Here is a 26,334-nt window from a genome sequence, read left to right on the forward strand (position 1 = left end):
GCGCTCCATGAGGAACGCGCGGCTTTTTTCTGCTAGCGCAAGATGCAGGAGCACCCAAAGCGAGAGCCTAGCCAGCCTCAGATCGCGCAGCACGCCTTGATGCTAAACCGCCCTCGCCATCAGCAACGTGTCCCAATACTCGCCTTCGCGCAGCGAATGGGCGCGCAGCCTGGCCTCGGTTTCGAAGCCGAATTTGCGATACAGCGCGATGGCGGCGGCGTTGTCCGGATACACGCCCAGCTCGATGCGTTGCAAGCCCAGCCAGTTGTCCGCCAAGTCCATCAGCGCCGCCATCAGGGCGCTGCCTACGCCCTTGCCTTGCCATTCCCGGCGCACCGCAATGCCCAAGCCGGCGCCATGCCTTTGCCGCTCTCCCTCCAAGCGCCACAAGCCGCCATGGCCCAACAGCTTGCCGGCCGCATCCACGCATACCAACTGATAACGCCCCTCGCCCAGCAGGCGCTGAATGTTCTTCTGCCAATGGCTCAGCGAGGGGTGCGGCATCTGCAGCGTGTTGCGCACCACGCTCGCGTCCGCCATCAGCTCGCGCAAGGCGGCCGCGTCATCCAGCTCGGCATGGCGAATTCGATAGTCGCTCATAAACCGCCCTCCCTCAGCCGCGCCATCGCCAGCACGTCGTGACAGACCCCGTCGCGCAGCGCGTAGGCGCGCAGCCTGGCTTCGCGCTCAAAACCGAAGCGGCGGTACAATGCCTGCGCGCGCGCGTTGTCGGCGAACACCGTCAGTTCGATGCGGCGCAAACCCAGCCAGTTGTCCGCCAGCGCCATCGCCTCTTGCATCAGCAGCTTGCCTACGCCTTGTCCCTGCCAGTTTGCTGCCACGCCGATGCCCAGCTCCGCCGCGCCCGCCAGCCTGGGCTTGTCATGGGGCAACAGCATGACGGAGCCAGCCAATTCGCCCGTCGGCGATACCGCCAGCAATTCGACGCGGCTCGCATCGCGCTTGGCCATGCGCTGCCGCCGAGTGTGCAAACAGGGATAGGGCAAACCCAGCATGGTGCCGAAGGTACGAACATCGCTCATCATCCCATGGATGGCCTCGGCATCTTCAACTTCAGCATGACGTATGGTGATGCCGTTCATGATTCCGCCCTCCTCGGCCAGTGCAGCCGCGACATCACCAGCACGTCCTCCAGCTTGCCGGCGCGCAGCGTTTCGCGTTTGAGCCGCCCTTCGTATTCGAAGCCGAATTTTTCGTACAGCGCGATGGCGGGGGCGTTGTCGTGCACGACTTTCAGCTCGATGCGGATCAGGCCCAGCCAGTTGTCGGCCAGATCCAGCACCGCCCGCATGAGGGTCGAGCCCACGCCCCTGCCCTGCCAGTCCTGGTCCACCAGCATGAACAGGCTCGCGGCGTGACGGGTGCGCGCCCTGTCGTTGCCGACCAAGCCACCCCAGCCCACCACGTCGCCCGCCTCGTTGCAAGCGACAAGCGCATGCACATGCGCAGGCTGTTCCAATAGCTGTTTTTCCGTGGCGGATAGCGGCTGGTAAGGCAGCTGCAAGGTGCCAGGGTAGACGCCGGGCAGGGTCTTGATGCGGTGGAGGGCCGCCGCGTCGGAAGGCTCGCTGGCGCGGATGGAATAGGAATGGGCTTGGGACATGGTGGTCTCCTGAGTTGATGGGCGCCGGCGGGATCGCCGCCAGGCCCGGCATACCATCATGCCAAATAATTATTGTGCATTGCAATATAATTTTTATGCGGACAAGAACCTACCCGGCGTCTGGCCGAAACAGCGGCGAAAGGCGACGATGAAGGCGCTGCTGCCGGCATAACCCAGTTCCATCGCGCAGTAACTGACTGATCGCCCTTCCGCCAGCAGCGCCTGCGCCCGCAACATACGCAGCCGCTCGCGCCACTCGGCCACGCCCATGCCGGTTTCGGCGCGAAAGTGGCGGATCAGGCTGCGGCGCGACATGCCGATATGCTCGGCCCAGCGCTGCAAATCCCAATCCAGCGCCGGCTCGCTCTGCAAAGCCTGCGCCAATTTGCGCAGCGCCGGATGGCTTGGCCAGGCCAGCGCCGCCGGGTATGGCTCGGCCCAGGCCAGCTCGTCCGCCAGCACGCCAAGCAAGCGGCGGGCCGCCTCATCGTCAGCCAGCCGCGGCCAGTCGCCCAAGCGCAGGAAGAGCCCTTGCAACAACGGCGTCGCCTGCCATACCCGCAAACCGGATGGAGCAGATGGCAGCCACGCCGCATCCAATTGCAGGCTCCAGCCACGCAAGGCCCCATGGTAATGCGCGCCATGCGGCATCCCTGGAGGAAGCCAGCCGACGCAGTCCGCAGCCAGCAGGATGCGTTCCGTTTCCGCCTCCAATTCCAGCGCGCCCTCGCGCACCCAGGTCAGCTGTCCCGCGGCGTGGGCATGGCGCTCGGTGTGATCGCCGACGCCATGCCGCAACTCGGTCATGGTCAATCCGGACAGAATGGCTTGCTCCATATTGGCTCTTTTTGGATATATATTGGCACTATATTTAAAGCAGGCCATTCGCGCCAGCGCGATACTGAGGGCTCATTCCACCCAAGGAGCTCGACATGAACCACATCGCACACACCGAAGAACTTTCCTCGATCAACCACAAAATCGTCGCCGATGGCGAAACGCTGCCCGCAGTGAAACTGCGCGACGGCAGCCTGGTGCAAACCGGCACCGTAGCAACCATGCTGGTCAACCTTGCCGCCTACAACCAGGGCGAGCGCGGCGAAGTGGAACGACAATTGGCGCTGGCGGTGCCGACCTTGTTCAAGGTGGGCCTGTTCGATCTGTTCCCGCCTGAGGAATGGATGCGCGGCGACAATCCCGGGCGCCGCCTGGTCGGAGAGCTGGCGCGCGACTGGCTGAACGAACAGGCCGCCAATACATAAGCCTACTCGCAGTCCATCCCGGCCCACTCCTGAGGTATTTGGCGTTAAGCTGTAGCTTCAAATCGACTGGAGTGGATCATGCTGATGCAAAAACAGAACGCCGGCCTGCTGGTGGTGGACATCCAGGACAAGCTGCTGCCGGCGGTGCACGATGCGGATGGACTGCTGGCGCGCAGCCGCTGGCTGATTGCCGTGGCGCGCGACCACGGCCTGCCCATCGTGTTTTCCGAGCAATACCCGCGCGGCCTGGGCGGCACGCTGGCGGTGCTGCGCGAAGCCGCGCCGCAAGCGCAGGTAGTGGATAAGCTGCACTTTTCCTGCGTGGCGGCAGAGTGTCTGCCGCCGGCGCTGATGGAAAGGCAGCAGATCATCGTATGCGGCATGGAGGCCCATGTTTGCGTGCTGCAGACGGTGTTGCAGTTGCTGGCTATCGGCAAGCAAGTGTTTGTGGCGGCCGATGCCATCTCCAGCCGCAAACCGTCCGACATCGAGCTGGCGGTTGGCCGAATGCGCGCGGGCGGCGCAGTGATCGTCAGCCGGGAAATGGTGCTGTTCGAACTGCTGGAACAATCCGGCAGCGAGCATTTCAAGCAGATGAGCCAGCGCTATCTGGTGGGCGAGCAGCCCTGAAAATGAATCGGGGTTGTCGAAGCTTACCTCTTCGACAACCCCGTCCAATGGCGGCTTTGCCGCTCTCATCCTCCCCTTTGCAGACCGGCGCGCGGACCTTGCGGTCCTGCTCACTAGCTTGCCCAATACTAAGCAAACAGCGTGCCAGCTTTTGCATGCTCAAAATCGCTGTTTTGACGGGCGCATTACGCCATCTCACAGCAAATAAGCACCTGAATGGTGCAAAGATTCATGACATGGCACCAAAATGAAACAGAAATTAATATTTCCTGTCAGATAACTGACACGTCTGCACTGGAACTGTCATCTTTTGCCCTTATCCTAAACAGGAAAAGCAAAGCACACATAACAAGGAGAATGCCCATGACTTCGTTCCAGGATCTGCTGCAAACCCTGCCCGCCACCGATGGCATCGACGCCATCGTGCTGCTCAGCCCGGAAGGCGAGGCGCTGCACCGGCTGGAAAACCGCCCGGGCACCGCGGGCTCGCTGCGCGTCTACCATGCGCTGGTGAAGCGCCACGGCCATATCGACCGCAAGGCGGCGCGCGAAGGGCTGGAATTGTTTGCCGAACATACCGCCGCCGCGCGCAGCCAGCCCGGCAGCCATCCCAATATCGACCGCCTGCTGGCCATTGCCGAACACGGCGCGCCGGGCCTGCGCGCCCGCGTGGTGCTGAAAGCGGAAGACTGAATCAACGCAGCGCCATCAGCGCAAAACCCGCGGCAATCGACACCGTGGTGCTGACCAGCCCCGGCACGATGAAGCTGTGGTTGAATACCCAACGGCCAATGCGCGTGGTGCCGGTGTAATCCATCTCCACCGCCGCGATCAGGCTGGGATAACTGGGCAGCACATACACCCCCACCACCGCCGGATAGATGGCGATCAACACCGGCGCGGCGATGCCCAGCGACACGCCCAGCGGCATCATCACCTTGGTGGTGGCGCCCTGGCTGAACAGGATCACAGCCATGATGAACACCGCGAAGGCGAACAGCCAGGGGGCGGCTTCGATGATGCTGACGATATTGTGCTTGAACAGCGGCAGATTGCCCTGGATGAAGGTATCGCTCATCCAGGCCGCGCCCAGGATGGTCACCGCCGCCACCGCGCCGGAACGGAACATGCTGCCGGACACCATGGCCTGCAAATCAGCCTTGCACAGCAGCACCGCCAGCGCGGAATAGCTCAGCATGCACATCTGGATCACATCCACCATCGCCACCGACTCCATGCCCTTGGCGCCGGGCCAGGCCGGCCGCAGCTGCGGCATGGCCGCCAGCAACACGATCAGCGCGACGGTAAACAGGAAGCCGTACACCGACCAGGCCGCGCCGCGCGGCAGGTCGGCCGCATCGGCGCTTTGCGGCCGCGAGATCATGCCGGCTGCCAGCCGTTGCCTGTACACCGGATCATCGGCCAACTCGCAACCATAGCGCAGCATCGCCAGGCCGCCGGCCAAGGCACCCAACAACGTCGCCGGAATGCTGATCATGATGATGTCGGTCAGGGCAACGCCATGCGGCGCCAGCACCGTGGCCAACGCCACGGTGGCGGCCGACACCGGACAGGCGACGATGGCGTTTTGCGAGGCCACGGTCAGCCCGGCCAGCGGCCGTTCCGGGCGGATGCCGGTCTTCTCCGCCACTTCCACCACGATGGGCATCAGCGCCAAGGCGATGAAGCCGGTGCCGGCGAGAAAGGTGGACAGCCAGCCCACCAGCGGCGCCAGCAGCACGATATGCCGCGGATTGCGCCTAAGGAAGCGCGCCGCCACCTCCACCATGTAGTCCAGCCCCTTGGCCGACTGCAACGCCGCCGACGCGGTGATGACCGAGATGATGATCAGAATGACGTCTATCGGCGCATGCCCAGGCTTGAGGCCGAAGACGAAAGTCAGGATGAACAGGCCGGCGCCGCCGGTCACCCCCAGGCCGATGCCGCCCATCCGCACGCCAAGGAAAATCGCCCCAAGCACGACTAGAAGTTGCAGGTAAACCATGATGCCGCTCCCCTTATCACAGAACCCGATTGTCGCAAGATAAACGGAACGGCGGCTTGTCCAGGATCAGGGCTGGCTTATATGCCGCTCACAAGGCGCGCGCCATCGCGATCTCGCAAGCGGCATCATGGCCTGTCGCGCCCCAATGCGCCGGCAGCCGGACAAAGCCCTCGGCTTCATACAGGCAAATAGCCTCGGCCAGCGCCGCCGTGGTTTCCAGATAGCACTGGCGATAACCCAGCGCCCTGGCCTTGGCCAACAGCTGCCGCAGCAGGCGCCGGCCCAAGCCGCGCCCGCGCAGCGCAGCGTCGAAGTACATTTTCTGCAGTTCGCACACGCCTTTTTCTCCGCCGGCCAGCGGCGCGATGCCGCCGCCGCCCAGCAGCCGGCTATCCGGGCCGACAATCACCAGATAGCGCGAATCGACGCGGTTATACACCGAAAACAGCGCGTCCAGCTGCGGGTCCATGAAGCCGCACCCTTGGCCCAGCCCGTATTCCGCCGACACCTGCCGAATCAGCGCCGCCAGCGCGCCATTGTCCGCCGCCGCCAGCGGCCGGATGACATAGCCCTGCTGCCTGCCGGCATGCTGCAGGGCGCGCCGGTACAGCCGCAGCCCCTCTTCCAGCCTTGCCCGCTCCGCCTCGTCCAGCTGCAGCAGCACCTGCGCCATGTCTGCGTCCATCGCCGCGTGCAGCCGCCGCAGCCAGTCGCGGCCGGCACCGGTCAAGTCAGCCAGCTTGCTGCGGCCATCGGCCGGACAATCGCGCCAGGCGATCAGGCCGCGCTCCGCCAAGCGCTGCAGCGGCCGGCTGCTATTGGACTTGTCCACGCGCAGCCGGTCCGCCAGCTGCTGATTGCTGGCCGGCCCGGCCTCCAGCTCGATCAACAGATGCGCCTCCACCGGACTCAGCTCGACGTCGCCGCAACGGCCGGCCAGCATGCCCAGCTCCCTGACGATATCGCGCGACAGGCCGCGCAGTTCACGCTCATCCATGGCTCCACCCATAATAGTTGCACAACGCAACCATAAAGGCATTTAGTTGCATTACGCAACCAAATTTTCAATGAACGTGAAAAAGCCCGCCGAAGCGGGCTTTTCGCTAAGCTTCCTGAAACAGGAATTAAGCTTCGCCGACCACAACCACCTTGATCGGAGCAACCACGTCGTGGTGCAGGGCGATCTCGATGTCGTATTCGCCGATGGCCTTGAACGGGCCGTTCGGCAGGCGAACTTCGTGACGCTTGATTTCGACGCCGAAAGCGGTAACCGCTTCAGCAACGTCAACGTTGGTCACGGAGCCGAACAGACGACCGTCCACACCCGCCTTCTGGGCGATGGTGATCACGGCTTCGTTCAGCTTCTCGGCGCGTACCTTGGCGTCGGCCAGGATAGCGGCTTGCTTGGCTTCCAGATCGGCGCGACGAGCTTCGAACTCTTTCAGGTTCGATTCGGTAGCGCGCTTGGCTTTGCCTTGCGGGATCAGGAAGTTACGGGCGAAGCCGTTCTTCACATTCACCACGTCACCCAGTTGACCCAGGTTGGCAACTTTTTCGAGCAGAATGATTTGCATCTCTTAAGTTCCTTTCCCGGTCTTAGTGCTGGTCGGTGTACGGCAGGAAGGCCAGGAAGCGAGCACGCTTGATAGCGGTGGTCAGCTGACGCTGGTAGCGGGCCTTGGTGCCGGTGATGCGAGCCGGGATGATTTTGCCGTTTTCGGCGATGAAATCCTTCAGGAGATCAACGGACTTGTAGTCGATTTCCTTGATGCCTTCTGCCGTGAAGCGGCAGAACTTCTTGCGCTTGAAGAGTTGACGAGCCATTTTGACTAACCTTTTACAAATTCAACATATTCGATATTGAGTACCAACCGCGGATTGCGCAGACTGCGCTGGCCCAGGAATCCGGTGACATTCATCACCTGCCCCGCCAGCTTCCCGGCATGTTTCCGGGCGTCTTCGCCTATCCATACGGCCTGTATATCGCAGGCCACATCACGCTCGAAGCCCCCGGCGCTTTGCCGGGACTGATGCTTGAGCCACATCTCCAGCACCGGCAAGCCGGCGGGGGTGTATCTCAGCGCATCTTCGCGCTCAACCGTGACGGTCAGTAGCAGACGATTCTGCAAGACCGTTACCTCTGCCTATTAGGCAGAAGCTTCAGTCTCGGCGGCCGGCTGGGCGTCCAGCAGGTTCTTCGCCTTTTCGTCCTTCATCATCGGGGACGCGTCGGTGATGGCGCGATCCAGCTTGATGCTGAGGTGACGCAGAACGGCGTCGTTGAACTTGAAGGCGTGCTCGATCTCGGCCAGGGTTTCCGACTGGCACTCAACGTTCATCAGAACGTAGTGAGCTTTGTGCAGCTTTTGGATCGGGTAAGCCAGTTGACGGCGGCCCCAGTCTTCCAGACGGTGGATCTTGCCTTCAGCGGCCAGAACCATGCCCTTGTAGCGCTCGATCATGGCCGGAACCTGTTCGGACTGGTCCGGGTGCACGATGAACACGATTTCGTAGTGACGCATGCGAACTCCTTTTGGCTATTCGTAGCCTTTTGCCATGCGGTTGCAAAAGGCAAGGTAGTAAACCGCAGCATTCTACGCACTTTGCCGCAGCTAGGCAAACATCAGTCGGTAGATTTTGCGGATATGTGTTCGGCCGGCGCCGTGGCCGATGCGCATTTACAACTTTTTGCTGCGGCTGATATCCGTCACCACGCCGTTTTTCACGGTGACCGTGGTGGTGTAAGGCAACTGGTCGTTAGCCAGCCAGGTGAGGACGCGCGTGCTGTCCACCGTCACCGTGCCATTGCCGCTCAAGCTTTTAGTCTGCGGGCCGTCGCTGGCGTAATCCGGCGCGCCGGCCTTGGAAATCAGCTCGGCTTCCTGCATGCCATTGTGCAGCCGGATATAAGTCGCAAACGGAATCGGCGCGGCTTGGGCGGCGCCGGCCAGTATCAACGCCGCGATGGCGAGTTGTACTCTCATTTATCACTGTCCTGAGGATAGGGTACGCATTCGAGACGATAAGGCCGCAGCAGGTCGAGTAGCGCTTGACTCAGCTTAGGGAAGTGATAAGCCCCCTCACTCTCCCAAGAGTCGGTGCCTTTCATCAACCCCAGCACCAAAGCCTTCTCCAGCACATCGTCATGGGGATAAAGGTAGAAATGCCCTCCATCCGGAAAAGCCATGTGGATATTTTTCCCCTGGTACTTGCGATCGAAAGACAAGCGCCCTTTCAGCTGCACCCTGAGAAAAGTCTGTCCATCGACATGGCAAGCGATGAAATCTGCTCCCTTCCAATCATCGGTCAGGCGCAGGCAATTGAACCCGTAATCAGCAAGAACTGCCGCCAATTTTTGAAAGTTGTAGTTCTCTTTCTGCCTGGCATTCAACTGCTCATACGCTATTCGCTCCAAAACAGCCATGCTGATGCCTCCTATCGGATCTTCTTCACCACGTCTATCAGCTCGGTCACCATGCCGGTGGCGTCGCCCTGCTGCATGGCACGGGAGACGCAGCCCTTCATGTGGTTTTCCAGCAACTGCAGCGCCACCGCGTCCAGCGCCGACTTCACCGCCGCCACCTGGGTCAGCACGTCCACGCAGTAGCGATCCGATTCGATCATGCCGCTGATGCCGCGCACCTGTCCCTCTATCCGCGCCAGCCGCTTCAACAAGGCGGCCTTGCCCGGCTGCACCACCGTGCGTTCGGCAGGCGCGTGTTCGTGGCAGCAATCATCTTTTGTATGGGTGGAGTCGGTCATCATCGGTCCCGATCAGTCAATGCGGCATTATCGCCGATTCTCGTGCCGCCCGGCATCAGGCGCGCACATCGAGCACGCCCATCATGCCGGCGTCTTCGTGCTCCAGAATATGGCAGTGAAACATCCTCGGCCCAGGCAACTCCTGGCGGAAGCGCAGCCTCACCTTCTGCTCCGGCGGCACGTTGACGACGTCGCGCCAGGCCAGATACGGCTCCTTCTTCCAGCCTTTGCCATCATGCCGCTCGGTCACCTGGAACTGGGTGCCATGCAGGTGGAAGGGATGATCCATATCGGCCTGATTATCAATCTCCCATTCTTCCACCTGGCCCACCTTGCCGATGAAATCCACGCGGTCCATGTCAAAGGTCTGGCCATTGATCAGGAACATGGCCGCCGGATTGGCCATATCCTCGCTGAACGCCACGCGCCGCCGGACCGCTGGCTTGGGCAAAGCCGCCACCCTGCCCAGGCGACGCGGCAACGCGGCGGTGGCCACGGCCGCGCCCGCCTCGATGCCCAGCAGCGGCAAGGCCTTGTCCTGCTCCGGCCCCATCATCTTGCCGCGGGCGTACGGCAACGCCAGCAATCCGGATGGTCTGCCCGGCGCGAAGCGGCCGGTCACCGCCAGCTCCACCCGCGCGCCGGGCGGCAGCAATACATATTCCATGCGTCGCGGCCGTTCGATCAGGCCGCCATCGGTGCCGACCAGCCAGACTTCATGCGCGGGCAGCGCCAGCTTCAGCACCCGCGCGCTGGTGGCGTTCCACACCCGCCACCGCTGGCGCTCGCCCATGCCCAGCGTCATCCTGGGCTGCCATGCGCCGTTAACCAGCACGAACTGCCCTTCGCGGCCATCCATCCGGTCGGCTTCGCTATTGGCGGCGATCTGCCCATCGCCATCCAGCTTCAGATCGGACAACACCAGCCAGCGCTCCGGCAGGTGAGCCAAGGGATCACTGCGGCTTTTCACCACGAACACACCCGCCAGGCCGCGATACACCTGCTCCGCCGTATGGCCATGAGGATGCGGATGGTACCAATACGTGCCGGCACTGCCTGGCGGCAGCGTGAAACGGTATTCGCGCGCCTGTCCCGGTTGCACCGCGTCATGCGGATTGCCATCCTGGTCGGCCGGAATCGGCAGGCCGTGCCAATGCACGGTGGTCGGCTGGGGCAGACGGTTTTCGAAGCGCAACGCCAGCGTCTCGCCTTCAAACAACTCGATAGCCGGCCCCGGCACGCTGTCGTTATAGGCCCAGAAAGCCGTTGGCTTCCCTCCCGGCAGCAGGGGCAGGTTCAGCGGCGCCGCGGTCAAACAACCCTGCCAGACGCCGTCCTTGCGCTCCAGCGGCAAACGCAGCCCCTCCGGCAGCGCGCCGCCGCTCGGCATGCCCAGAGCCTGGGCTCCAGGCATGCTGGCCCCAGCCAACTCCGCGCCATGCGCCGCCTGAGCCGTATCGGCCCGCGCGGAGCGGATCATCCATGGCGACAGCGCCAGCGCGGCGCCCCATTGCATCAACCGACGTCGTTGCATCATTCGCTCCCATTGATACCCCACATAGGTATATTGCACATAGAGCGCCAACGATGCCAGCGGTTCCGCGCCACAACCGTGCAGGCATAAAAAAAACGGCAAGCCTGAGCTTGCCGTTTTGGGAAAGATGTTTGCTTACTTGGCGACGTGCGGGGTCAGCAGCTGCAGCAACTGGGCCAGGACTTTCGGGCTGCCGGCCACGATGTCGCCGGACTCCAGCCAACCTTGTTCGCCGGTGAAGTCGGTGACGATGCCGCCCGCCTCTTGCACGATCAGGCTGCCGGCCGCGATGTCCCATGGCTTCAGGTTCAGCTCGAAGAAGCCCTCGACGCGGCCGCAGGCCACATTGCACAGGTCCAGCGCGGCGGAGCCTTCGCGACGCACGCCGGCGGTTTTGGCTATCACGTCCTTCAGCATGCCCAGGTACTGGTCGAGATAGCTCTGGTCGGCCACCGGGAAGCCGGTGGAAATCACGCACTCGTTCATCATGAAGCGCTTGGACACGCGGATGCGGCGGTCGTTGAGGAAGGCGCCGACGCCGCGCGAGGCGGTGAACAGATCATTGCGGCTCGGGTCGTAGACCACGGCCTGCTGGATCTGGCCCTTGTGCGCCAGCGCGATCGAGATCGAATACTGCTGGTGGCCGTGCAGGAAGTTGGTGGTGCCGTCGATCGGGTCGATGATCCATTCGTATTCAGAAGAACCCACGCCTTTGGCGCCGGACTCTTCTGCTAGAATCGCGTGCTTCGGATAAGCTTCGAGAATGGTTTGGATGATCGCTTCTTCGGCAGCGCGATCCACCTCGGTCACAAAGTCATTGTGCTTTTTCTTCTCTACGCGGATGGTATCGAGATTAAGCGACGCGCGCTGGATAACACTGCCTGCGCGACGAGCGGCTTTAACCGCGACATTGAGCATCGGATGCATTGACGGCCTCTACACTTGAACAATGGGCGGATGCCCGTCTATGACGCGACACCCGCCGGTAACAATCTGGGTTAAGGAACAAAAAAACCCGACGCGTGGGCGCGGGCTTTTGGTATTTGCCCGCTATTTTAATGTGAAAACGCCAATGAATAAACCCCAAGTACCTGATTTTCTGAAAAACATCCGCGTGGTGCTGGCCAGGCCCAACCATCCGGGCAATATCGGATCGGCCGCCCGCGCGATGAAAACCATGGGTTTGAGCCGGCTCTACCTGGTGGAGCCGAAGGTATTTCCCAGCGATGAGGCCAACACCCTGGCCTCCGGCGCAGTCGACCTGCTGGAGCGCGCCACCGTGGTATCGTCGCTGGCCGAAGCGCTGGCCGACGTCACCGTGGCCTGCGCGCTGACCAGCCGCCGCCGCGAACTGACCACCCCGTTGTCCACGCCGCGCCAGACCACGCCGGAGCTGATCGCCCGCGCCCGCGACGGCGAGCAGGTGGCCCTGGTGTTCGGCAACGAGACCTTCGGCCTGTCGATCGAGGAAGTGGAGCAATGCAACCGGCTGGTCACCATCCCCGGCAACCCCGACTATTTCTCGCTGAACCTGGCGATGGCGGTGCAGGTGATGACTTACGAGCTGTTCAGCCACACCGGCGTAGACGTGGAATACCTGCGCGCCGACGGCGAAACCGCCACCCAGGGCGAGGTGGACGGCATGTGCGGACATCTGGAGCAGGCAATGGGCGAAATCGGCTACTTCGAACGCCGCAACGGCGAACGGCTGATGCGCCGGATGCGCACCATGTTCCATCGCGCCGGCCTGCTGCGCGAGGAAATCGACATCCTGCGCGGCTTCTACAAACAAGTGCAGCGCGTCGCCGGCAAAGCCTCCGGCCATGGCGACTGAGCCTGCCTTCGATCTGCCTTACGCGCACCCTTCGGTGCGCGACCTGGCCTTCCTGCTGACCTCCCCTTCTCCGTGGCGCTGCGGCGCCGACCTGCCGCCATCGCGCTTGCTGGGACCAGACGGCCCGGCGCTGCTGCGCGCGCTGGACCAAAACCCGGCGCCGCTGCTGGCCTGGCTGGCGGCCCGCCCCAGCAAACGGCTGGGCCACTATGCCGAAAAGCTACTTTCCTTCTGGTTCCGCCACTCGCCGCACATCCGCCTTGCCGCGGAAAACCTGACGGTCTGCAACAATGAACGGCGCACGCTGGGCGAATTCGACTTCCTGCTTTGGCTGGATGGCGAGCCTTGGCATCTGGAAACCACCAGCAAGTTCTACCTGCAGCTGGGCGCGGGCCCGGATGGGCTGATCGGCCCCGGCTTGCGCGACGCCTGGTGCTTGAAATCGAACAAGCTCGCAACGCAACTGGAACTGAGCCGCCACCCGGCCGCCGCCGCCCGCTTGCCGGACGGCTTTGCCGGCTGCCTCGTCGGCGCGCGCCTGACTGGCTGGTTCTTCTACCCGGCGGACCCGCCGCCATCGGCGCCGCTGACCGCGGATCAGTTGCGCGGCTGGCACGCGCCCTTGGCGCTGCCCTGGCCGAGACGCCATGCCGACTCGCGCTGGGCCTGGCTGCCGCGCCTGTCATGGCTGGCGCCGGCCAGATTAGGCGCGGATGACACGCACGACGAAAGCGACCTGCGCGCGAGGCTGCAGCTCCATCCGGCGCCGCAATTGGTGGCGGAACTGCAAGCGGCGGCGGATGGCAGCTGGCGCGAAGTGGCGCGCGGCTTCGTCACGCCGGCCGCATGGCCCGATCCAGACCGCCTGGCCGAATTGCAAGCACGCATCGCCGCCTTGTCCGCGCAATGACAGGCCGCCGTGTTGCCACGCGATGAGAGATATCGATCCGAATGGATGCCCAGCGCGCAAAAAAGCCCGCGGCCTTGCGGCGGCGGGCTTTGTCCAAGCCAGGTGCGATCAGCGCGCGGCGACCAGCTTGATCTCAACCTTCCAGGCCGGATTGGCCAGCTTGGCCTCCACCGTGGCGCGGGCGGGCACGTGGCCGGCCGGCACCCAGGCATCCCAGGCGGCGTTCATCGCTTCGTAATCGGCCAGGCTGGCCAGGAAAATGGTGACATCGACGATCTTGGTCTTGTCGGAGTCCAGTTCCGCCAGCAGGGCGTCGATCTGAGCCAGCACGTTCTCGGTCTGGGCGCGGGCGTCGGCCTCGGTGTTTTCCGGCACTTGGCCAGCCAGGAAGATCAGGCCATTGCTGACCACGGCCTCGGCCAGGCGGGCGCCCTGCTTGTGACGGTAGATGCTCATATCGTTCTCCATATGCGGTGGGTTATCGCCGTCGATTCTAACGGCAAAGCGCTCAGCTGTCCCGCTGGGCCTGGGCCAGATCCGCGATCAGCGCCGCCTCGCCCTCCACGCCCACCGACAGCCGGATCAGGTTGTCGTGGATGCCGAGCGCGGCGCGGCGCTCAGCCGGAATCGACGCGTGCGTCATCGCCGCCGGCAGGCAGACCAGGCTTTCCACCCCGCCCAGGCTTTCCGCCAGCGTGAACAGTTTCAGCCGCGACAGGAAGGCTTTCACATCGCCCTTCAGATAGAACGACACGATGCCGCCGTAGCCCTGCATCTGCCCGCGCGCCAGCTCATGCTGCGGATGGCTTTCCAGCCCCGGATACAGCACCTGCTCCACCCACGGCTGCGCCTCCAGCCAGCGCGCGATGGCCAGCGCATTGCGGTTGTGCTGCTCCACGCGCAAGGCCAGCGTGCGCAGCCCGCGCAGCACCAGGAAGCTGGGGAAGGCGTCCAGAATGGCGCCGACGGCGTTGTGCAGGAAGGCCAGTTGTTCGGCCAGCTCGGGTTTGTCGCGGCTGACCACCGCCACGCCGGCCACCACGTCGGAATGGCCGTTCAGGTATTTGGTGGCGGAATGGACCACGATGTCGAAGCCGAAATCCAGCGGCCGCTGGTTGACCGGCGAAGCGAAGGTATTGTCGACCACGCCGATCAGGCCATGGCCGCGGGCGATGGCGGCGACAGCTTGCAAATCGACCAGTTGGTTCAGCGGATTGGACGGCGTTTCCACCCAGATCATCTTGGTATTCGGGCGGATGGCGGCCTGCAGCGCGGCGCTGTCGGCGGACGCGACGTAAGTCACCTCCAGATTGGCGCTGAGCTTGCGCACCTTCTCGAACAGGCGATAGGTGCCGCCATACAGATCGTTGACCGCGATCAGGTGGCTGCCGGCCGGCAGCAGCTCCAACACGGTGGAGATGGCGGCCAGGCCGGAGCCGAAGGCGTAGCCGCGCAGGCCGCCTTCCAGCTCGGCCACGGCGCGCTCCAGCGCCTCGCGCGTCGGGTTCTGCGAACGCGAGTATTCATAGCCGGTATGCTCGCCCGGCGCGCTCTGGCGGTAGGTGGACGTGGCGTAGATCGGCGGCATCACCGCGCCGAATGCGTCTTCATGGGCGCCGGCGGTCACGGCCAGGGTGTGGAAATCCGTCATGGTTGATCCTCTCGATGCTATTTATGGGAATCGTTCCGGCCCAGTCGGCGGGCCGTGTCATGGGGGGCGCTCAGGCCGCGCGGGGCTGACGCCGCCAGAAGGACAGCAGATCGGCCTGGGTGATCAGGCCCAGATAGCGGCCGTTGTCCACGATCAAGGCGATATGGCCGTCGTTGAACACCTGCAGCAAATCCTGCAGCGAGGCATGCGGCGACAGCGTCTGCACATGGTCGCTCATCGCGCTGCGCACGGTCTGGCGGAAGTTGTCCGGCTCGCCGTTCACCGACAGCAGCAAATCCCACTCGTCCAGCACGCCGACCACCCGGTCGTCCTCCAGCACCGGCATCTGCGACACATCGTGCAGGCGCATGCGCTGGTAAGCCACGTTCAGCGGCTCGTCCGGATGGCATGATACGGTGCTGCCGTCCTGATGGCGGCGGACGATCAGATCGGTCAGGCCGCCCAGCTGCGGCAGGCGCAGCATGCCCTGGTCCACCAGCCAGTCGCGGTTATACATCTTGGACAGGTACTTGTTGCCGCTGTCGCACACCAGCGTCACCACCCGCTTGGGTACCGTCTGCTCGCGGCAATAGCGCAAAGCCCCTGCCAGCAAGGCGCCGGACGAGGAGCCGGCCAGGATGCCCTCGGCGCGCAGCAGCTGCTGCGCGGTATCGAAGCTTTCCTGATCGCTGATGCGGAAGGCGCGCCGCACCAGGGAGAGGTCGGTCTGCGGCGGGATGAAGTCTTCGCCTATGCCTTCGATCAACCAGCTGCCGGCCTGGCCATAGCTGCCGGTTTCGACATAGTCCGCCAGCACCGAACCCACCGGATCGGCCAGCACGAAGGCGGTATCGGGAGAGCGGGCGCGGAAGAAGCGGCTCAGGCCGGTCAGCGTGCCGCTGGAGCCCACGCCCACCACCACCGCGTCCACCTTGCCGTCCATCTGGCGCCAGATCTCCGGGCCGGTAGTAGTCTCATGCGCCAGCGGGTTGGCCGGATTGTTGAATTGGTCGATGTAGTAGGCGCCGGGCGTTTCGCTGGCGATGCGCGCCGCCAGGTCTTGGTAATACTCCGGATGGCCCTTGCCCACGTCGGAGCGGGTCAGCACCACTCGGGCGCCCAACGCCTGCAGGTGCAGAATCTTCTCGCGGCTCATCTTGTCCGGCACCACCAGCGTCAAGGGATAACCCTTCTGCGCCGCCACCAGGGCCAGGCCCAAGCCGGTGTTGCCGGCGGTGGCTTCGATGATGGCGCCGCCGGGCTGCAGCAGGCCGTCGCGCTCGGCCGCCTCTATCATCGTCAGCGCGATGCGGTCCTTGATCGAGCCGCCCGGATTCTGGCTTTCCAGCTTCAGGTACAACTCGCAGGGGCCGGTGTCCAGATGGCTTACCTTCACCAGCGGGGTATTGCCGATCAGCGACAAAACCGACATATCTTTCATTTCAACACTCCAGGCTATTTTAAAATTACTTTTAGTAATTTTTAGTTATATAAAAAGCAAAAAATTTTCTACTTCTTCGCCATCTTTCTACCCAGGTATAGCAAGGCTTTACACCACCGCGCTGGCTTGCATGAAGCTGTAGAAAAACACCAGCTCCGGATCGCTGCGCAGTTGACGCAGCTCGCGCGTCATTTCCTCGACCAGTTGCGCGTCCACTCGGCCCGATTCGATCAGTTGATCCGCCGCCGACAGCAGCAGCTCGGTCCAATAGTCCAGCACCAACTGGCGGCGGTGCGGCTCGCGGCTGTCCAGATGCCAGGTCTTGACCCGCGTTTCCACGTCGCGGAAGCCCAGCCGCAGCAGCATATTGCCCAGCTTGGCGCCGACGAAGGGATCGCCGCCGACTGCCAGCTGATGGTCATTGAAGGCCAGCCAGTATTGCTGCAGCCGCGCCGAGTACGGCGCCATGAAGAAAGTGGCGTTCATCGCTTCGGTCGCGTACAAGCGGGCGCCGGGCTTGAGCACGCGCCGCGCCTCGGCCAGCACCCGCTCCGGCGCATGCACGTGTTCCAGAATCCAGCACAGAAAGGCGCCGTCGAAGCTGGCCGGCGCGAAATCCATGTCCTCTGCGTCCATGTGCAGCAGCGTGGCTCGCTCCTGGAACGGGCTGCCCTGCAGCCTTTGCCGCGCCACCGCCAGCTGGCGTTGGCTGAAGTCGATGCCGGTTATGTTCAGGTCCGGAAAGCGGCGCAGCAGGATTTCAGTTTGCGCGCCGACGCCGCAACCGACCTCCAGCAGCCGGCCGCCGCCGGAAAAGTCGACGTCGCGGTACACCATGGCCTCGAAAAATCGGGCCTGGCGCACCAGCCGCGCCTGTTCTGTGGCGGAAAAGCCATGGATGTACGGCTGATCCTGCGGCGCTTCCGCCAGTTGCAATGCACTCATCGATGACCTCGCTCGGATAAGCAACAGGCCCACATTATATTTCTCACGGCTATTTGAAAAACAAATTTTATTAGAAATTTGAATATAGAGAAAAACTCTAACCGCGCGCAGGCAAGAAAAAACCCGCATCGATTCGATGCGGGTTTGATCGCGGCGACCGTCGGGATCAGGCCAGCGCGGTCTGCCTCAGGTTCTGGGAGAAGCGCTGCAGCGCGGCGATGCCGGAGGCCTCGGCGCGGCTGCACCAGTCCTGCAACTCCTGCAGCAGTTGCTCGCGGCTCAGGCTGGAGCGCTCCCACAGACGCGTCAGCTCCTGCCGCATCGTGTAGATGGTGGCCAACACCTGGCTTTGCTCCAGAACCTTGGCCAGTTGCGCGCGCTCGGCTTCCGGCATGTCCTTCGCGTCCTGCTTCAGCCATACCTTCATCTTGCGCTTCAAGTTGACCTGCGGTAGCTCCGGCAGGCTCAGCTTGGCCAGCTCCGCGCGGTATTCCGCCTTCAGCTCGCGCGCGTAGCGGGAGGCGATGGCGTAGCGGTTGGCGATGATGGCCTGCAGATGCTCCAGATCCAGCTGCGGCCGCGACGGATCCTGCGCCAGTTGCGGCGCCACCTTGCGCACCGTGGCCAGCTTCAGGCTCGCCAGGATGCGGATGTACATCCAGCCGATGTCGAACTCGTACCACTTGTACGACAGCTTGGCCGAGGTGCCGAAGGTGTGGTGGTTGTTGTGCAGCTCTTCGCCGCCCACCAAAATGCCCCAGGGCACCAGGTTGGTGGACGCGTCTTCATTCTCGAAATTGCGGTAGCCCCAGAAGTGGCCCAGGCCATTGATGACGCCGGCGGCCCAGAACGGGATCCACACCATCTGCACCGCCCAGATGGTCAGACCCAGCGGCCCGAACAGGATCAGGTCGATGATCAACATCAGCACGATGCCCTTGGCGTTGTGGCGGCTGTAGACGTTGCGCTCCAGCCAGTCATCCGGCGTGCCGTGGCCGAACTTGTCCATGATGGACTGATCCTTGCAGGCGGCGCGGTACAGCTCGGCGCCTTCCCACAGCACTTTCTTGATGCCCAGCACCTGCGGGCTATGCGGGTCTTCCAGCGTTTCGCAGCGGGCATGATGCTTGCGATGGATGGCGGCCCATTGCTTGGTGACCATGCCGGTGGTCAGCCACAGCCAGAAGCGGAAAAAATGGCTGGCGATGGGATGCAGATCCAATGCGCGGTGCGCCTGGTGGCGATGCAGGAAAATGGTGACGGAGGCAATCGTGATGTGGGTCAGGATCAGGGCGGCAACGATATAGCCCCACCACGGAAGGTCCATCAGACCGTTGAGCCAGTTCATGTCTTGAATCAATCCAATTACTTAGAGGTAAAGCTCTATTCTATAGCACAGCCGGCGCCGCTGTCAGAGCGTTTTTCCCGCCCTCGCCGCCGAACACACCATCCAAACCGCTGTTGGTGTACCATAGAGCCTCATTTCACCCTAGTTCAGAAAAATACTAGTGTTGCCAAAACGTCAGCTGATCATTGCCGGCGCCGCCATCGGCGGCCTGTTTGTCCTGTACGCGGGTTCCAGCTATTGGGCCGGCGTCAAGGCCGAAGACACCTTGCAGGAGCAATACCGGATGCTTGCCGGTTTGCCGCTGTTCAAGGTCAAATCGCACAGTTACGAACGCGGCTGGTTCTCGTCCAGCGAGACCACCGAACTGGTGTTCAACCGCCATCTGTCCGGCCCTTACGAAAACATGCTGCCGGATAATATGAAGCCGTTGCTGAACGCCACGATCAAGTTCACCAACCATATCCAGCATGGTCCGCTGCCAGGCTTGGGTTCGTTCGACTTCCGCCCGGGGCGCGCGCTGGTGCGCACCGAGTTCGCGATGAGCGACGCCACCCGCAAGACGCTGAAGACCTTCTTCGGCGACAAGGAGCCGATCACCATCGTCAACCGCATCGGTTTTGGCGGCGGCGGCCTGCTTGACGTCAGCGTGCCGGCCTTCGACTACGAAGAAGCGCTGTCCGGCGTGAAAATGAAGTGGAAGGGCTTCGACCTCAAGGTCGACTATTCGCATAACTACCAAGACTACAAGACCGAGGCGCTGTCGCCGGGCTTCCTGCTGGAAGCGTCCAGCAAGGGCGGCGTGTCGTTCGACGGCGTGCATTACGCCTCCGACATGCGCTTGGGCGGCACCGGCGTCAAACTGGGCACCAGCGAGCTGACCATAGGCAATGTGCAGCTGACCTCGCACGAGAGCGTGCCCTACAGCATCAAGCTCAACGAGCTGATCTACCTGATGACGCGCGTCCGCGTCGGCGAGTTCGTCAACCCGTCCGGCGAATTCAAGCCTTCGTCGGTGGTGTTGAAAAATTTCAGCTACCAAATCGTCACCAGCGAGCAGGACGACTTCGTCAATACGCGCGGCAAGGTCAACTTTGCCGAGCTGAACATCAGCGACCATCGCTATGGCCCGATGCGCCTCGACGTGTCGGCCAACCACCTGCACGGCCCGACGCTGGTAAAGCTGGACAAGGCGATCAGCGCGATTCCGTTTGAAGGCGTGGACCCGGCGGTGCTGCGCAAGCAATACGTCGACACCATCAAGAAGAACGCGGTGCCGCTCTTGGAAAACAATCCCAAGCTGCTGATCAACGAGTTCTACCTGAAAATGCCGACCGGCGAAGCCAAGCTGCAAGGCAGCCTGGGCATCAACGGGCTGACCCCCGCGGACCTGAACGACATCACGCTGCTGGCCAAGCGCATCGAGGCGGAAGCCAAGCTGAGCCTGCCGCGCCAGACCCTGGAAGACCTGGTGCTGACCCAGGCCCGCAATCTGTTCACGGTGGACCACACGGCGGAAGAGCAGCCGAATATGAAGGAAGTGGAAGACCTGGCGCGCAGCCTGCTGGACAGCCAGTTGTCGCAATGGAAGAACGACGGCTATCTGGTTGAGGACAAGGGGCAGATCTCCACCGATCTGAACTACAACGCGCAGGGCCTGACCATCCATCAGAAGAAAGTGCCGCTGCCCTGGCAGGATGAGCCTGCCGACGCTTCGGCGCCGGCGGCCGAGACCAAGGTCAAAAACTAACGGTGCCATCCATGCAAAAGGGGCTGTCTCGCGACAGCCCCTTTTTTCATCTCTACGCGCAATCGGTCAGGACGCGTCTTCCATCTGGCTTTGCAGGTAGTTCTGCAAGCCCACCTTCTCGATCAGGCCGAGCTGGGTCTCCAGCCAGTCCACATGCTCTTCCTCGCTCTCCAGGATGTCCTCCAGCAGATCGCGGCTGACGTAATCCTGGGAAGTCTCGCAGTAGGCGATGGCTTCGCGCAGCAGCGGCAGCGCGTCCATCTCCAGCTTCAGGTCGCACTCCAGCATTTCCTTCGGGTTTTCGCCGATGTGCAGCTTGCCCAGATCCTGCAGATTCGGCAGCCCTTCCAGAAACAGCACGCGCTCGATCAGCTTGTCGGCGTGCTTCATCTCGTCGATGGATTCTTCGTATTCGTGCTCGTTGAGTTTCTTCAGGCCCCAGTTCTTGTACATGCGGGCGTGCAGAAAATATTGATTGATGGCGGTGAGTTCGTTCTTGAGAATCTGGTTCAGGTATTTGATGACCTTCTTGTCGCCTTGCATGTCCTATCCTCCTGGGAAATCATCCAGGCATTATGGCACAGCAAGGCTTCATCTCAAGGCGCGATAGCGGCATGGCCGGCGAGAAATGCCGGCGGCGGGAGGAAATCAGGCGGCGTTGCGGGCCACCGAGCAGGATGACAGTTCGATCTGGGCGTCCTTGCGGATCTGATTGGCCATGCAGGCGCACTTGCCGCAATCGGAAGCGATGCCGAGCTCGCGGCGCAGGTCGCACATGCGCGTGGCGCCGCCATGCACCGCTTGGCGGATCTGGCTGTCGGTCACTGCGTTGCACAGGCAGACGTACATGGAAGCCCCCTCTGGCTTACAATCAAGAATAATTATCATCATCATAGAGACAAACAAGAATGATTGTCAATAACGTCGATAGAGTATGGAAGCCAAATGCCACAGTCGCCGCCATCGTTGAGCGCGATGGTCGTTTTCTGATGATTGAGGAGGAAACGCCGGACGGGTTGCGGCTCAATCAGCCTGCCGGCCATCTGGAGCGCGGCGAAACCCTGCCGCAGGCCGTCATCCGCGAAACGCGCGAGGAAAGCGGCTGGCATTTCACCCCGCGCGGCTTGGTCGGCATTTACCTGGCGGACCGCGCCGGCAGCGACATCACCTATCTGCGCTTCGCCTTCGCCGGCGACGCCGCCGCGCCCGAAAGCGCCGTCGCACTGGATGAGGGCATCGTCGCCGTGCACTGGCTGACGCGCGGGGAGATCGCCGCCCAGTCCCAGCGGCTGCGCAGCCCGGTGGTGATGCAATGCATCGACGACTATCTTAATGGCATACTGTATCCGCTGGAATTGATACGCGACCTGCGCTGAGCGCCCACCGGATACCGCCTATGATCAAAGCCCTGCTGGCCTTATTGCTCTTTTTCGCCCTGCCCCAGGCCTTCGCCGATGCGCTAAACATCTGTTATCATTACCGATGTTCCAGGCACGCCTCCTTCGAACTATCCGCAGAGGAGCGTGATTGGCTGGCGGCGCGGCTATTCCAGGCCGATACGGCGCAAAACGAGCGCGAGGCGGTAGCAGACGCGGTTCAGGCCTTGTACTTCATCGCCGCGCGCGATATGCCGATCTGGCAGGACAAAGGCGGCAATTTCCATGACGGCCCGGCCGAAGGCCGGATGGATTGCGTGGACCACAGCAGCAATGTCACCACCTTTCTGCGCTACCTGGATAGCCAGGGCTGGTTGAAATTCCACCATGCGGCGCCACCTGAGTGGCGCGCGCCGCATATTCTGGACTTGCACTACACCGGCGTGCTGCACGATACCGCCGCCAATCAGGACTGGGCGGTGGACACTTGGTTCAAGGATTTCGGGGAACCGCCCGTGGTGGTTCCCCTTTCAGTTTGGATGACGGGTTACGAGCCGCCGGCCGTACCCGAGCCTGTCAAACAGGCAAGCAACAGCAAGGAAGGAAGCACCCCGTGACGGGTAAGAAACGCATCGTCGTCGGCATGTCCGGCGGCGTGGATTCGTCGGTAACGGCCTGGCTCTTGAAGCAGCAGGGCCATGAAGTGATCGGCGTGTTCATGCAAAACTGGGAAGACGACAACGACGACGAATACTGCTCCATCAAGCAGGACGCGCTGGACGCGATGAGCGTGGCCGACATCGTCGGCATCGACATGGAAATCGTCAACTTCGCCAAGGAATACAAGGACCGCGTGTTCTCGTACTTCCTCAAGGAATACTCGGCCGGCCGCACGCCGAATCCGGACGTGCTGTGCAACGCCGAGATCAAGTTCAAGGCCTTCCTCGACTACGCGATGGAACTCGGCGCCGACTGCATCGCCACCGGCCACTACGCGCGCAAGATGGAACAGGACGGCGTCCATTACCTGATGAAGGCGGTGGACCACACCAAGGACCAGAGCTACTTCCTGTACCGCTTGCAGCAGCATCAGTTGGCGAAGGCCATCTTCCCGCTGGGCGACATCAAGAAGACCGAAGTGCGCCAGCTGGCGGAACAAGCCGGCCTGCCCACCGCCGCCAAGAAAGACTCCACCGGCATCTGCTTCATCGGCGAGCGGCCGTTCCGCGAGTTCCTGCAGCGCTACCTGCCCACTTCGCCCGGCCAGATGGTGACGCCGGACGGCAAAGTCGTGGGCGAGCACATCGGCCTGATGTACTACACGCTGGGCCAGCGCAAGGGCCTGACGATCGGCGGCAGCAAGGATGGCAACGGCGAGCCGTGGTTCGTCGCCGGCAAGGATATCCCGGGCAACAAGCTGATCGTGGTGCAAGGCCACGACCACCCGCTGCTGCTGAAGCCGACGCTGTCCATGGCCGACCTGAGCTGGACGCTGCCGGACGCGCCGACGCCAGGCGACTACAGCGCCAAGAACCGCTATCGCATGGCCGATGCCGCCTGCTCGCTGTCTTCCATTGTCGATGGCCAGGCCAGCCTGCGCTTCCAGGAGAAGCAATGGGCTGTCACCCCAGGCCAATCGGCTGTGCTGTACCACGGCGACATCTGCCTGGGCGGCGGCATCATCCAGTAAGCCCTGGCGTCGGCCATCATCCGCGGACATGAAAAAGGCAGGTCAATGACCTGCCTTTCGCTTTTCCTTCAAGCCGGACTCAGTGGCCGTTGGCGTGGGAACAGCCGGAGATCAGGTTCTTCAGATCGTCCACTTTCACCAGCTGGATATGCTTGTGATCGACGGCGATCCAGCCCTGCTGTTGGAACTTGGACAGCGTGCGGCTGACGGTCTCCAGCTTCAGGCCAAGGAAGCTGCCGATCTCCTCGCGGCTCATGCGCAGGATGAAATCGTTGGCGGCGAAGCCGCGGGTGGACAGGCGCTGCGACAGGTTCAGCAGGAAGGCGGCAATGCGCTCCTCCGCCTTCATATTGCCCAGCAGCAGCATGACGTTCTGGTCGCGCACGATTTCGCGGCTCATCAGCCGGTAGAAATGGTGCTGCAGGCTGGGGATGTCGCGGCTCAGCGTCTCCATGCGGTTGAACGGCAGCTCGCACACCTCGCTGTCCTCCAGCGCGATGGCGTCGCAGCTGTGGTTGCCGGTGGAAATGCCGTCCAGACCCATCAGCTCGCCGGACATCTGGAAACCGGTGACTTGTTCGCGGCCGTCCTGGCTGGCGACGCAGGTTTTGAAGAAGCCGGTGCGCACGGCGAACAGCGACTTGAAAGACTCGCCGCTATGGAACAGGTACTCGCCTCGCTTCAGACGGCGGCTCTGCCGAATCACCGTATCGAGCTGGCTCATCTCCTCGCGATTGAGGCCAACCGGGAGACACAGCTCGCGCAAACTACAGCTGGAGCAAGAGACTTTTAAACTATGCAGGGGTATGTGATTGTGTTCTGACATGCTGTATGGGCTGCAAGCCGGTAAAGGTTGACCCTTATCAATACTGAGTTCACGGGTTTTCCGCAAATTTACCAGTACACCAGAAGTTTTTCCATCAGAAAACGACATGAAAACCACCCATCCCTATTCTCCCGCTCATTTTGAGTTTGATCGCGAGCTGATCGAACGACTGGATGGCTCAGGGCCGCGGTACACATCGTACCCGACCGCGGATCGCTTTACATCCAATTTTTCCGAAAGCGACTATCTGCTTCGCTTGAAGCAGCGCCGCATCGGCGCCAACCGCAAGCCCTTATCGCTTTACGTGCACATACCGTTTTGCAACACGGTCTGTTTCTACTGCGCTTGCAACAAGATCATCACCAAGGACAAGAGCAAGGCCGACATCTATCTGGACTATCTGGAGAAGGAAATCCGCCTGGTGGCCGAGCAGCTCGGTTGCCGCGAAAAAGTCATCCAGCTGCACTTTGGCGGCGGCACCCCCACCTTCCTGTCCGATGCCCAGCTTGAACGATTGATGGGTATGCTCTCCACCCATTTTGAATTCATGCCAGATGGAGAATATTCCATAGAGATCGATCCGCGCAAGGTTTCGCGCGAAACGATGCAAAAACTGGCGGAATATGGCTTCAATCGCATCAGCGTCGGCGTGCAGGACTTCGAGCCGGCCGTGCAGAAGGCGGTCAACCGCGTTCAGAGCGAAGAGGAAACCCGCGCCGTGATCGAGGCCGGACGCGCGGCCGGCATCCAGTCGGTCAGCCTGGACCTGATCTACGGCCTGCCGCTGCAGACGCGCGAATCGATGCTGCGCACGCTGGAAACCGCGCTGGCGCTCGATCCGGACCGGTTGGCCTTGTACAACTACGCCCACCTGCCGACGGTATTCATGCCGCAGCGCCGCATCCATGAGGCCGACCTGCCGCCTGCCGGCGTCAAGCTGGACATCCTGCAGGACGCGGTGAAGATGCTGACCGATGCCGGCTATGTGTTCATCGGCATGGATCATTTCGCCAAGCCGGACGACGAGCTGGCCGTCGCCTTGCGCCAGGGCCGGCTGCAACGCAACTTTCAGGGCTATTCCACCCACGCCGACTGCGACATGCTGGGATTCGGCGTGTCATCCATCGGCAAGATCGGCGCCTGTTACACGCAGAACGACAAGACGCTGGAAGGCTATTACGCCGCGCTGGATCAGAAAAAGCTGCCGGTGGTGCGCGGCCTGACGCTGGACAACGACGACGTGCTGCGCCGCACCATCATCCAGGGCCTGATGTGCCGCTTCTCGCTGTCGGTGGAGGCCATCGAGGAAATTTACGGCATCAATTTCGCCCAATACTTCACCGAAGAAATGCCGCAGATCCGGGTTTTCCAGCAACAGGGCCTGCTGTCCTTCGACGGCGACTTCCTGATGGTGGAGCCCAAGGGCCGTTTCCTGATCCGCAATATCGCGATGATCTTTGACCGGCATCTGCGCGAACGGCAGACCCACGCCCGTTATTCCAAAACCATCTGATCGATCCCCCTCGCGCCTCCGGCGCGAGATTTCATGCCTGCGCGCCTTGCAGGAACACAAGCGGCAAGGCGCGCGCAGCCGGCCGCCGTCCTTTCATGGCCTGCACCATCCAATGCTGTCTCCCATGCGATAGCTGCCCGTCTGTAAATCACTATCATTTAGACTTGCATTAAGCAATTCCACTTATACAGTTCAAGGATAGGGAACTTCATTCCGCCACGTTTTGCCCTCCAGCG

General features: G+C 62.3%; 33 protein-coding genes. 10 read left to right on the plus strand and 23 right to left on the minus strand.

Annotation, left to right across the window (positions count from 1 at the left end; genetic code table 11):
* Positions 1–102: 102 nt before the first annotated feature.
* The 4 genes from C2134_RS14330 to C2134_RS14345 form a co-directional block, all read right to left on the minus strand.
* Positions 103–600, minus strand: coding sequence for a GNAT family N-acetyltransferase (locus C2134_RS14330; RefSeq protein ID WP_103320839.1), 498 nt, complete (start codon positions 598–600; stop codon positions 103–105).
* On the minus strand, positions 597–1,103 hold the full coding sequence (locus C2134_RS14335) for a GNAT family N-acetyltransferase (RefSeq protein WP_103320840.1): 507 nt from the start codon (positions 1,101–1,103) through the stop codon (positions 597–599). The genes C2134_RS14330 and C2134_RS14335 overlap by 4 nt, the downstream gene beginning before the upstream one ends.
* Complete coding sequence (locus C2134_RS14340) at positions 1,100–1,624, minus strand: GNAT family N-acetyltransferase (protein WP_103320841.1); 525 nt, start codon at positions 1,622–1,624, stop codon at positions 1,100–1,102. The genes C2134_RS14335 and C2134_RS14340 overlap by 4 nt, the downstream gene beginning before the upstream one ends.
* Before the next feature lie 93 nt (positions 1,625–1,717).
* Complete coding sequence (locus C2134_RS14345) at positions 1,718–2,461, minus strand: helix-turn-helix transcriptional regulator (protein WP_158248776.1); 744 nt, start codon at positions 2,459–2,461, stop codon at positions 1,718–1,720.
* Between the two features lie 95 nt (positions 2,462–2,556).
* Here C2134_RS14345 and C2134_RS14350 point away from each other — a divergent pair, with 95 nt between their 5' ends.
* The 3 genes from C2134_RS14350 (at position 2,557) to C2134_RS14360 (ending at position 4,209) form a co-directional block, all read left to right on the plus strand.
* On the plus strand, positions 2,557–2,886 hold the full coding sequence (locus tag C2134_RS14350) for a DUF7709 family protein (protein ID WP_103320843.1): 330 nt from the start codon (positions 2,557–2,559) through the stop codon (positions 2,884–2,886).
* A 78-nt stretch (positions 2,887–2,964) separates the two neighbouring features.
* The gene (locus C2134_RS14355) at positions 2,965–3,516 is read left to right on the plus strand and encodes a hydrolase (RefSeq protein ID WP_103320844.1); all 552 of its coding nucleotides are present in this window, start codon (positions 2,965–2,967) and stop codon (positions 3,514–3,516) included.
* Between the two features lie 363 nt (positions 3,517–3,879).
* Positions 3,880–4,209, plus strand: coding sequence for a DUF2322 family protein (locus C2134_RS14360; RefSeq protein WP_103320845.1), 330 nt, complete (start codon positions 3,880–3,882; stop codon positions 4,207–4,209).
* A 1-nt stretch (position 4,210) separates the two neighbouring features.
* Here C2134_RS14360 and C2134_RS14365 read toward each other — a convergent pair whose 3' ends face one another.
* The 11 genes from C2134_RS14365 to C2134_RS14415 form a co-directional block, all read right to left on the minus strand.
* The gene (locus tag C2134_RS14365; RefSeq protein ID WP_103320846.1) at positions 4,211–5,521 is read right to left on the minus strand and encodes an anaerobic C4-dicarboxylate transporter family protein; all 1,311 of its coding nucleotides are present in this window, start codon (positions 5,519–5,521) and stop codon (positions 4,211–4,213) included.
* An 88-nt stretch (positions 5,522–5,609) separates the two neighbouring features.
* A complete protein-coding gene (locus C2134_RS14370; protein ID WP_103320847.1) occupies positions 5,610–6,518 on the minus strand; it encodes a MarR family winged helix-turn-helix transcriptional regulator in 909 nt (302 codons plus the stop codon).
* Between the two features lie 127 nt (positions 6,519–6,645).
* A complete protein-coding gene (gene rplI, locus C2134_RS14375) occupies positions 6,646–7,095 on the minus strand; it encodes a 50S ribosomal protein L9 (RefSeq protein WP_043624291.1) in 450 nt (149 codons plus the stop codon).
* Positions 7,096–7,117: 22 nt separating this feature from the next.
* Positions 7,118–7,345, minus strand: coding sequence for a 30S ribosomal protein S18 (gene rpsR / locus C2134_RS14380; RefSeq protein WP_011137185.1), 228 nt, complete (start codon positions 7,343–7,345; stop codon positions 7,118–7,120).
* 5 nt (positions 7,346–7,350) lie between these two features.
* Positions 7,351–7,650, minus strand: a complete 300-nt coding sequence (gene priB, locus C2134_RS14385) for a primosomal replication protein N (RefSeq protein WP_071109339.1) — start codon at positions 7,648–7,650, stop codon at positions 7,351–7,353.
* A gap of 18 nt (positions 7,651–7,668) precedes the next feature.
* Positions 7,669–8,043 (minus strand): 30S ribosomal protein S6, encoded by a 375-nt coding sequence (rpsF, locus tag C2134_RS14390; protein ID WP_071109338.1) that lies wholly within the window; start codon positions 8,041–8,043, stop codon positions 7,669–7,671.
* 156 nt (positions 8,044–8,199) lie between these two features.
* Positions 8,200–8,505 carry a hypothetical protein gene (locus C2134_RS14395; RefSeq protein ID WP_103320848.1) on the minus strand — a complete coding sequence of 102 codons (306 nt, stop codon included), beginning with the start codon at positions 8,503–8,505 and terminating at the stop codon, positions 8,200–8,202.
* Complete coding sequence (locus tag C2134_RS14400) at positions 8,502–8,945, minus strand: hypothetical protein (RefSeq protein WP_103320849.1); 444 nt, start codon at positions 8,943–8,945, stop codon at positions 8,502–8,504. The genes C2134_RS14395 and C2134_RS14400 overlap by 4 nt, the downstream gene beginning before the upstream one ends.
* 11 nt (positions 8,946–8,956) lie before the next feature.
* The gene (locus tag C2134_RS14405) at positions 8,957–9,283 is read right to left on the minus strand and encodes a metal-sensitive transcriptional regulator (protein ID WP_103321006.1); all 327 of its coding nucleotides are present in this window, start codon (positions 9,281–9,283) and stop codon (positions 8,957–8,959) included.
* Positions 9,284–9,338: 55 nt separating this feature from the next.
* Complete coding sequence (locus C2134_RS14410) at positions 9,339–10,817, minus strand: multicopper oxidase family protein (protein ID WP_103321007.1); 1,479 nt, start codon at positions 10,815–10,817, stop codon at positions 9,339–9,341.
* Between the two features lie 135 nt (positions 10,818–10,952).
* Positions 10,953–11,744 (minus strand): inositol monophosphatase family protein, encoded by a 792-nt coding sequence (locus tag C2134_RS14415; protein ID WP_103320850.1) that lies wholly within the window; start codon positions 11,742–11,744, stop codon positions 10,953–10,955.
* 145 nt (positions 11,745–11,889) lie between these two features.
* Between C2134_RS14415 and C2134_RS14420 the strand changes: the two genes are divergently transcribed.
* Both C2134_RS14420 and C2134_RS14425 read left to right on the plus strand, forming a co-directional pair.
* The gene (locus C2134_RS14420) at positions 11,890–12,651 is read left to right on the plus strand and encodes an RNA methyltransferase (RefSeq protein ID WP_071109336.1); all 762 of its coding nucleotides are present in this window, start codon (positions 11,890–11,892) and stop codon (positions 12,649–12,651) included.
* On the plus strand, positions 12,641–13,561 hold the full coding sequence (locus tag C2134_RS14425; protein WP_103320851.1) for a DUF1853 family protein: 921 nt from the start codon (positions 12,641–12,643) through the stop codon (positions 13,559–13,561). The genes C2134_RS14420 and C2134_RS14425 overlap by 11 nt, the downstream gene beginning before the upstream one ends.
* A gap of 108 nt (positions 13,562–13,669) precedes the next feature.
* Here the strand turns inward: C2134_RS14425 and C2134_RS14430 are convergent, their stop codons facing one another.
* The 5 genes from C2134_RS14430 to C2134_RS14450 all read right to left on the minus strand — a co-directional run bounded on the left by C2134_RS14430 (position 13,670) and on the right by C2134_RS14450 (position 18,946).
* On the minus strand, positions 13,670–14,017 hold the full coding sequence (locus tag C2134_RS14430) for a RidA family protein (RefSeq protein ID WP_103320852.1): 348 nt from the start codon (positions 14,015–14,017) through the stop codon (positions 13,670–13,672).
* A gap of 52 nt (positions 14,018–14,069) precedes the next feature.
* A complete protein-coding gene (locus C2134_RS14435) occupies positions 14,070–15,212 on the minus strand; it encodes a trans-sulfuration enzyme family protein (protein ID WP_103320853.1) in 1,143 nt (380 codons plus the stop codon).
* A gap of 70 nt (positions 15,213–15,282) precedes the next feature.
* Positions 15,283–16,653: a pyridoxal-phosphate dependent enzyme gene (locus tag C2134_RS14440; protein WP_103320854.1), complete on the minus strand. Its 1,371-nt coding sequence runs from the start codon at positions 16,651–16,653 to the stop codon at positions 15,283–15,285.
* A 108-nt stretch (positions 16,654–16,761) separates the two neighbouring features.
* The gene (locus C2134_RS14445) at positions 16,762–17,598 is read right to left on the minus strand and encodes a class I SAM-dependent methyltransferase (protein ID WP_103320855.1); all 837 of its coding nucleotides are present in this window, start codon (positions 17,596–17,598) and stop codon (positions 16,762–16,764) included.
* 166 nt (positions 17,599–17,764) lie between these two features.
* Positions 17,765–18,946 (minus strand): DesA family fatty acid desaturase, encoded by a 1,182-nt coding sequence (locus C2134_RS14450; RefSeq protein ID WP_103320856.1) that lies wholly within the window; start codon positions 18,944–18,946, stop codon positions 17,765–17,767.
* A 160-nt stretch (positions 18,947–19,106) separates the two neighbouring features.
* Here C2134_RS14450 and C2134_RS14455 point away from each other — a divergent pair, with 160 nt between their 5' ends.
* Positions 19,107–20,693, plus strand: a complete 1,587-nt coding sequence (locus C2134_RS14455; RefSeq protein ID WP_233196463.1) for a YdgA family protein — start codon at positions 19,107–19,109, stop codon at positions 20,691–20,693.
* Between the two features lie 66 nt (positions 20,694–20,759).
* Here C2134_RS14455 and bfr read toward each other — a convergent pair whose 3' ends face one another.
* Both bfr and C2134_RS14465 read right to left on the minus strand, forming a co-directional pair.
* Positions 20,760–21,236 carry a bacterioferritin gene (gene bfr, locus C2134_RS14460; protein ID WP_043624334.1) on the minus strand — a complete coding sequence of 159 codons (477 nt, stop codon included), beginning with the start codon at positions 21,234–21,236 and terminating at the stop codon, positions 20,760–20,762.
* Between the two features lie 105 nt (positions 21,237–21,341).
* Positions 21,342–21,542 carry a (2Fe-2S)-binding protein gene (locus tag C2134_RS14465; protein WP_103320858.1) on the minus strand — a complete coding sequence of 67 codons (201 nt, stop codon included), beginning with the start codon at positions 21,540–21,542 and terminating at the stop codon, positions 21,342–21,344.
* A 59-nt stretch (positions 21,543–21,601) separates the two neighbouring features.
* On the opposite strand from C2134_RS14465, the gene C2134_RS14470 reads away from it, so the two are divergent.
* The 3 genes from C2134_RS14470 to mnmA are packed head-to-tail and all read left to right on the plus strand — an operon-like array spanning position 21,602 to position 23,759.
* Positions 21,602–22,069, plus strand: a complete 468-nt coding sequence (locus C2134_RS14470; protein ID WP_103320859.1) for an NUDIX hydrolase — start codon at positions 21,602–21,604, stop codon at positions 22,067–22,069.
* A 20-nt stretch (positions 22,070–22,089) separates the two neighbouring features.
* Positions 22,090–22,686: a hypothetical protein gene (locus C2134_RS14475; protein WP_103320860.1), complete on the plus strand. Its 597-nt coding sequence runs from the start codon at positions 22,090–22,092 to the stop codon at positions 22,684–22,686.
* Positions 22,683–23,759: a tRNA 2-thiouridine(34) synthase MnmA gene (gene mnmA / locus C2134_RS14480; RefSeq protein ID WP_103320861.1), complete on the plus strand. Its 1,077-nt coding sequence runs from the start codon at positions 22,683–22,685 to the stop codon at positions 23,757–23,759. Before C2134_RS14475 ends, mnmA begins: the two co-directional genes overlap by 4 nt.
* 79 nt (positions 23,760–23,838) lie before the next feature.
* Here the strand turns inward: mnmA and fnr are convergent, their stop codons facing one another.
* A complete protein-coding gene (fnr, locus tag C2134_RS14485; RefSeq protein WP_103320862.1) occupies positions 23,839–24,585 on the minus strand; it encodes a fumarate/nitrate reduction transcriptional regulator Fnr in 747 nt (248 codons plus the stop codon).
* A 106-nt stretch (positions 24,586–24,691) separates the two neighbouring features.
* Between fnr and hemN the strand changes: the two genes are divergently transcribed.
* On the plus strand, positions 24,692–26,098 hold the full coding sequence (hemN, locus tag C2134_RS14490) for an oxygen-independent coproporphyrinogen III oxidase (RefSeq protein WP_103320863.1): 1,407 nt from the start codon (positions 24,692–24,694) through the stop codon (positions 26,096–26,098).
* The last annotated feature ends 236 nt before the right edge of the window (positions 26,099–26,334 follow it).

Origin of the sequence: Chromobacterium sinusclupearum, assembly GCF_002902845.1 — a bacterium.
GTDB lineage: Bacteria > Pseudomonadota > Gammaproteobacteria > Burkholderiales > Chromobacteriaceae > Chromobacterium > Chromobacterium sinusclupearum.

Coding starts and splice junctions, on each gene's coding strand:
- fnr (WP_103320862.1), bottom strand. CDS start 24,585: ATGTCAGAACACAATCACATACCCCTGCATAGTTTAAAAGTCTCTTGC.
- rpsF (WP_071109338.1), bottom strand. CDS start 8,043: ATGCGTCACTACGAAATCGTGTTCATCGTGCACCCGGACCAGTCCGAA.
- C2134_RS14415 (WP_103320850.1), bottom strand. CDS start 11,744: ATGCATCCGATGCTCAATGTCGCGGTTAAAGCCGCTCGTCGCGCAGGC.
- C2134_RS14410 (WP_103321007.1), bottom strand. CDS start 10,817: ATGCAACGACGTCGGTTGATGCAATGGGGCGCCGCGCTGGCGCTGTCG.
- C2134_RS14395 (WP_103320848.1), bottom strand. CDS start 8,505: ATGAGAGTACAACTCGCCATCGCGGCGTTGATACTGGCCGGCGCCGCC.
- bfr (WP_043624334.1), bottom strand. CDS start 21,236: ATGCAAGGCGACAAGAAGGTCATCAAATACCTGAACCAGATTCTCAAG.
- C2134_RS14330 (WP_103320839.1), bottom strand. CDS start 600: ATGAGCGACTATCGAATTCGCCATGCCGAGCTGGATGACGCGGCCGCC.
- C2134_RS14475 (WP_103320860.1), top strand. CDS start 22,090: ATGATCAAAGCCCTGCTGGCCTTATTGCTCTTTTTCGCCCTGCCCCAG.
- C2134_RS14355 (WP_103320844.1), top strand. CDS start 2,965: ATGCTGATGCAAAAACAGAACGCCGGCCTGCTGGTGGTGGACATCCAG.
- C2134_RS14445 (WP_103320855.1), bottom strand. CDS start 17,598: ATGAGTGCATTGCAACTGGCGGAAGCGCCGCAGGATCAGCCGTACATC.
- C2134_RS14370 (WP_103320847.1), bottom strand. CDS start 6,518: ATGGATGAGCGTGAACTGCGCGGCCTGTCGCGCGATATCGTCAGGGAG.
- C2134_RS14360 (WP_103320845.1), top strand. CDS start 3,880: ATGACTTCGTTCCAGGATCTGCTGCAAACCCTGCCCGCCACCGATGGC.
- C2134_RS14465 (WP_103320858.1), bottom strand. CDS start 21,542: ATGTACGTCTGCCTGTGCAACGCAGTGACCGACAGCCAGATCCGCCAA.
- C2134_RS14405 (WP_103321006.1), bottom strand. CDS start 9,283: ATGACCGACTCCACCCATACAAAAGATGATTGCTGCCACGAACACGCG.
- C2134_RS14435 (WP_103320853.1), bottom strand. CDS start 15,212: ATGACGGATTTCCACACCCTGGCCGTGACCGCCGGCGCCCATGAAGAC.
- C2134_RS14420 (WP_071109336.1), top strand. CDS start 11,890: ATGAATAAACCCCAAGTACCTGATTTTCTGAAAAACATCCGCGTGGTG.
- C2134_RS14345 (WP_158248776.1), bottom strand. CDS start 2,461: ATGGAGCAAGCCATTCTGTCCGGATTGACCATGACCGAGTTGCGGCAT.
- C2134_RS14335 (WP_103320840.1), bottom strand. CDS start 1,103: ATGAACGGCATCACCATACGTCATGCTGAAGTTGAAGATGCCGAGGCC.
- C2134_RS14470 (WP_103320859.1), top strand. CDS start 21,602: ATGATTGTCAATAACGTCGATAGAGTATGGAAGCCAAATGCCACAGTC.
- C2134_RS14425 (WP_103320851.1), top strand. CDS start 12,641: ATGGCGACTGAGCCTGCCTTCGATCTGCCTTACGCGCACCCTTCGGTG.
- C2134_RS14440 (WP_103320854.1), bottom strand. CDS start 16,653: ATGAAAGATATGTCGGTTTTGTCGCTGATCGGCAATACCCCGCTGGTG.
- hemN (WP_103320863.1), top strand. CDS start 24,692: ATGAAAACCACCCATCCCTATTCTCCCGCTCATTTTGAGTTTGATCGC.
- C2134_RS14430 (WP_103320852.1), bottom strand. CDS start 14,017: ATGAGCATCTACCGTCACAAGCAGGGCGCCCGCCTGGCCGAGGCCGTG.
- rplI (WP_043624291.1), bottom strand. CDS start 7,095: ATGCAAATCATTCTGCTCGAAAAAGTTGCCAACCTGGGTCAACTGGGT.
- C2134_RS14450 (WP_103320856.1), bottom strand. CDS start 18,946: ATGAACTGGCTCAACGGTCTGATGGACCTTCCGTGGTGGGGCTATATC.
- C2134_RS14365 (WP_103320846.1), bottom strand. CDS start 5,521: ATGGTTTACCTGCAACTTCTAGTCGTGCTTGGGGCGATTTTCCTTGGC.
- rpsR (WP_011137185.1), bottom strand. CDS start 7,345: ATGGCTCGTCAACTCTTCAAGCGCAAGAAGTTCTGCCGCTTCACGGCA.
- C2134_RS14350 (WP_103320843.1), top strand. CDS start 2,557: ATGAACCACATCGCACACACCGAAGAACTTTCCTCGATCAACCACAAA.
- C2134_RS14340 (WP_103320841.1), bottom strand. CDS start 1,624: ATGTCCCAAGCCCATTCCTATTCCATCCGCGCCAGCGAGCCTTCCGAC.
- C2134_RS14400 (WP_103320849.1), bottom strand. CDS start 8,945: ATGGCTGTTTTGGAGCGAATAGCGTATGAGCAGTTGAATGCCAGGCAG.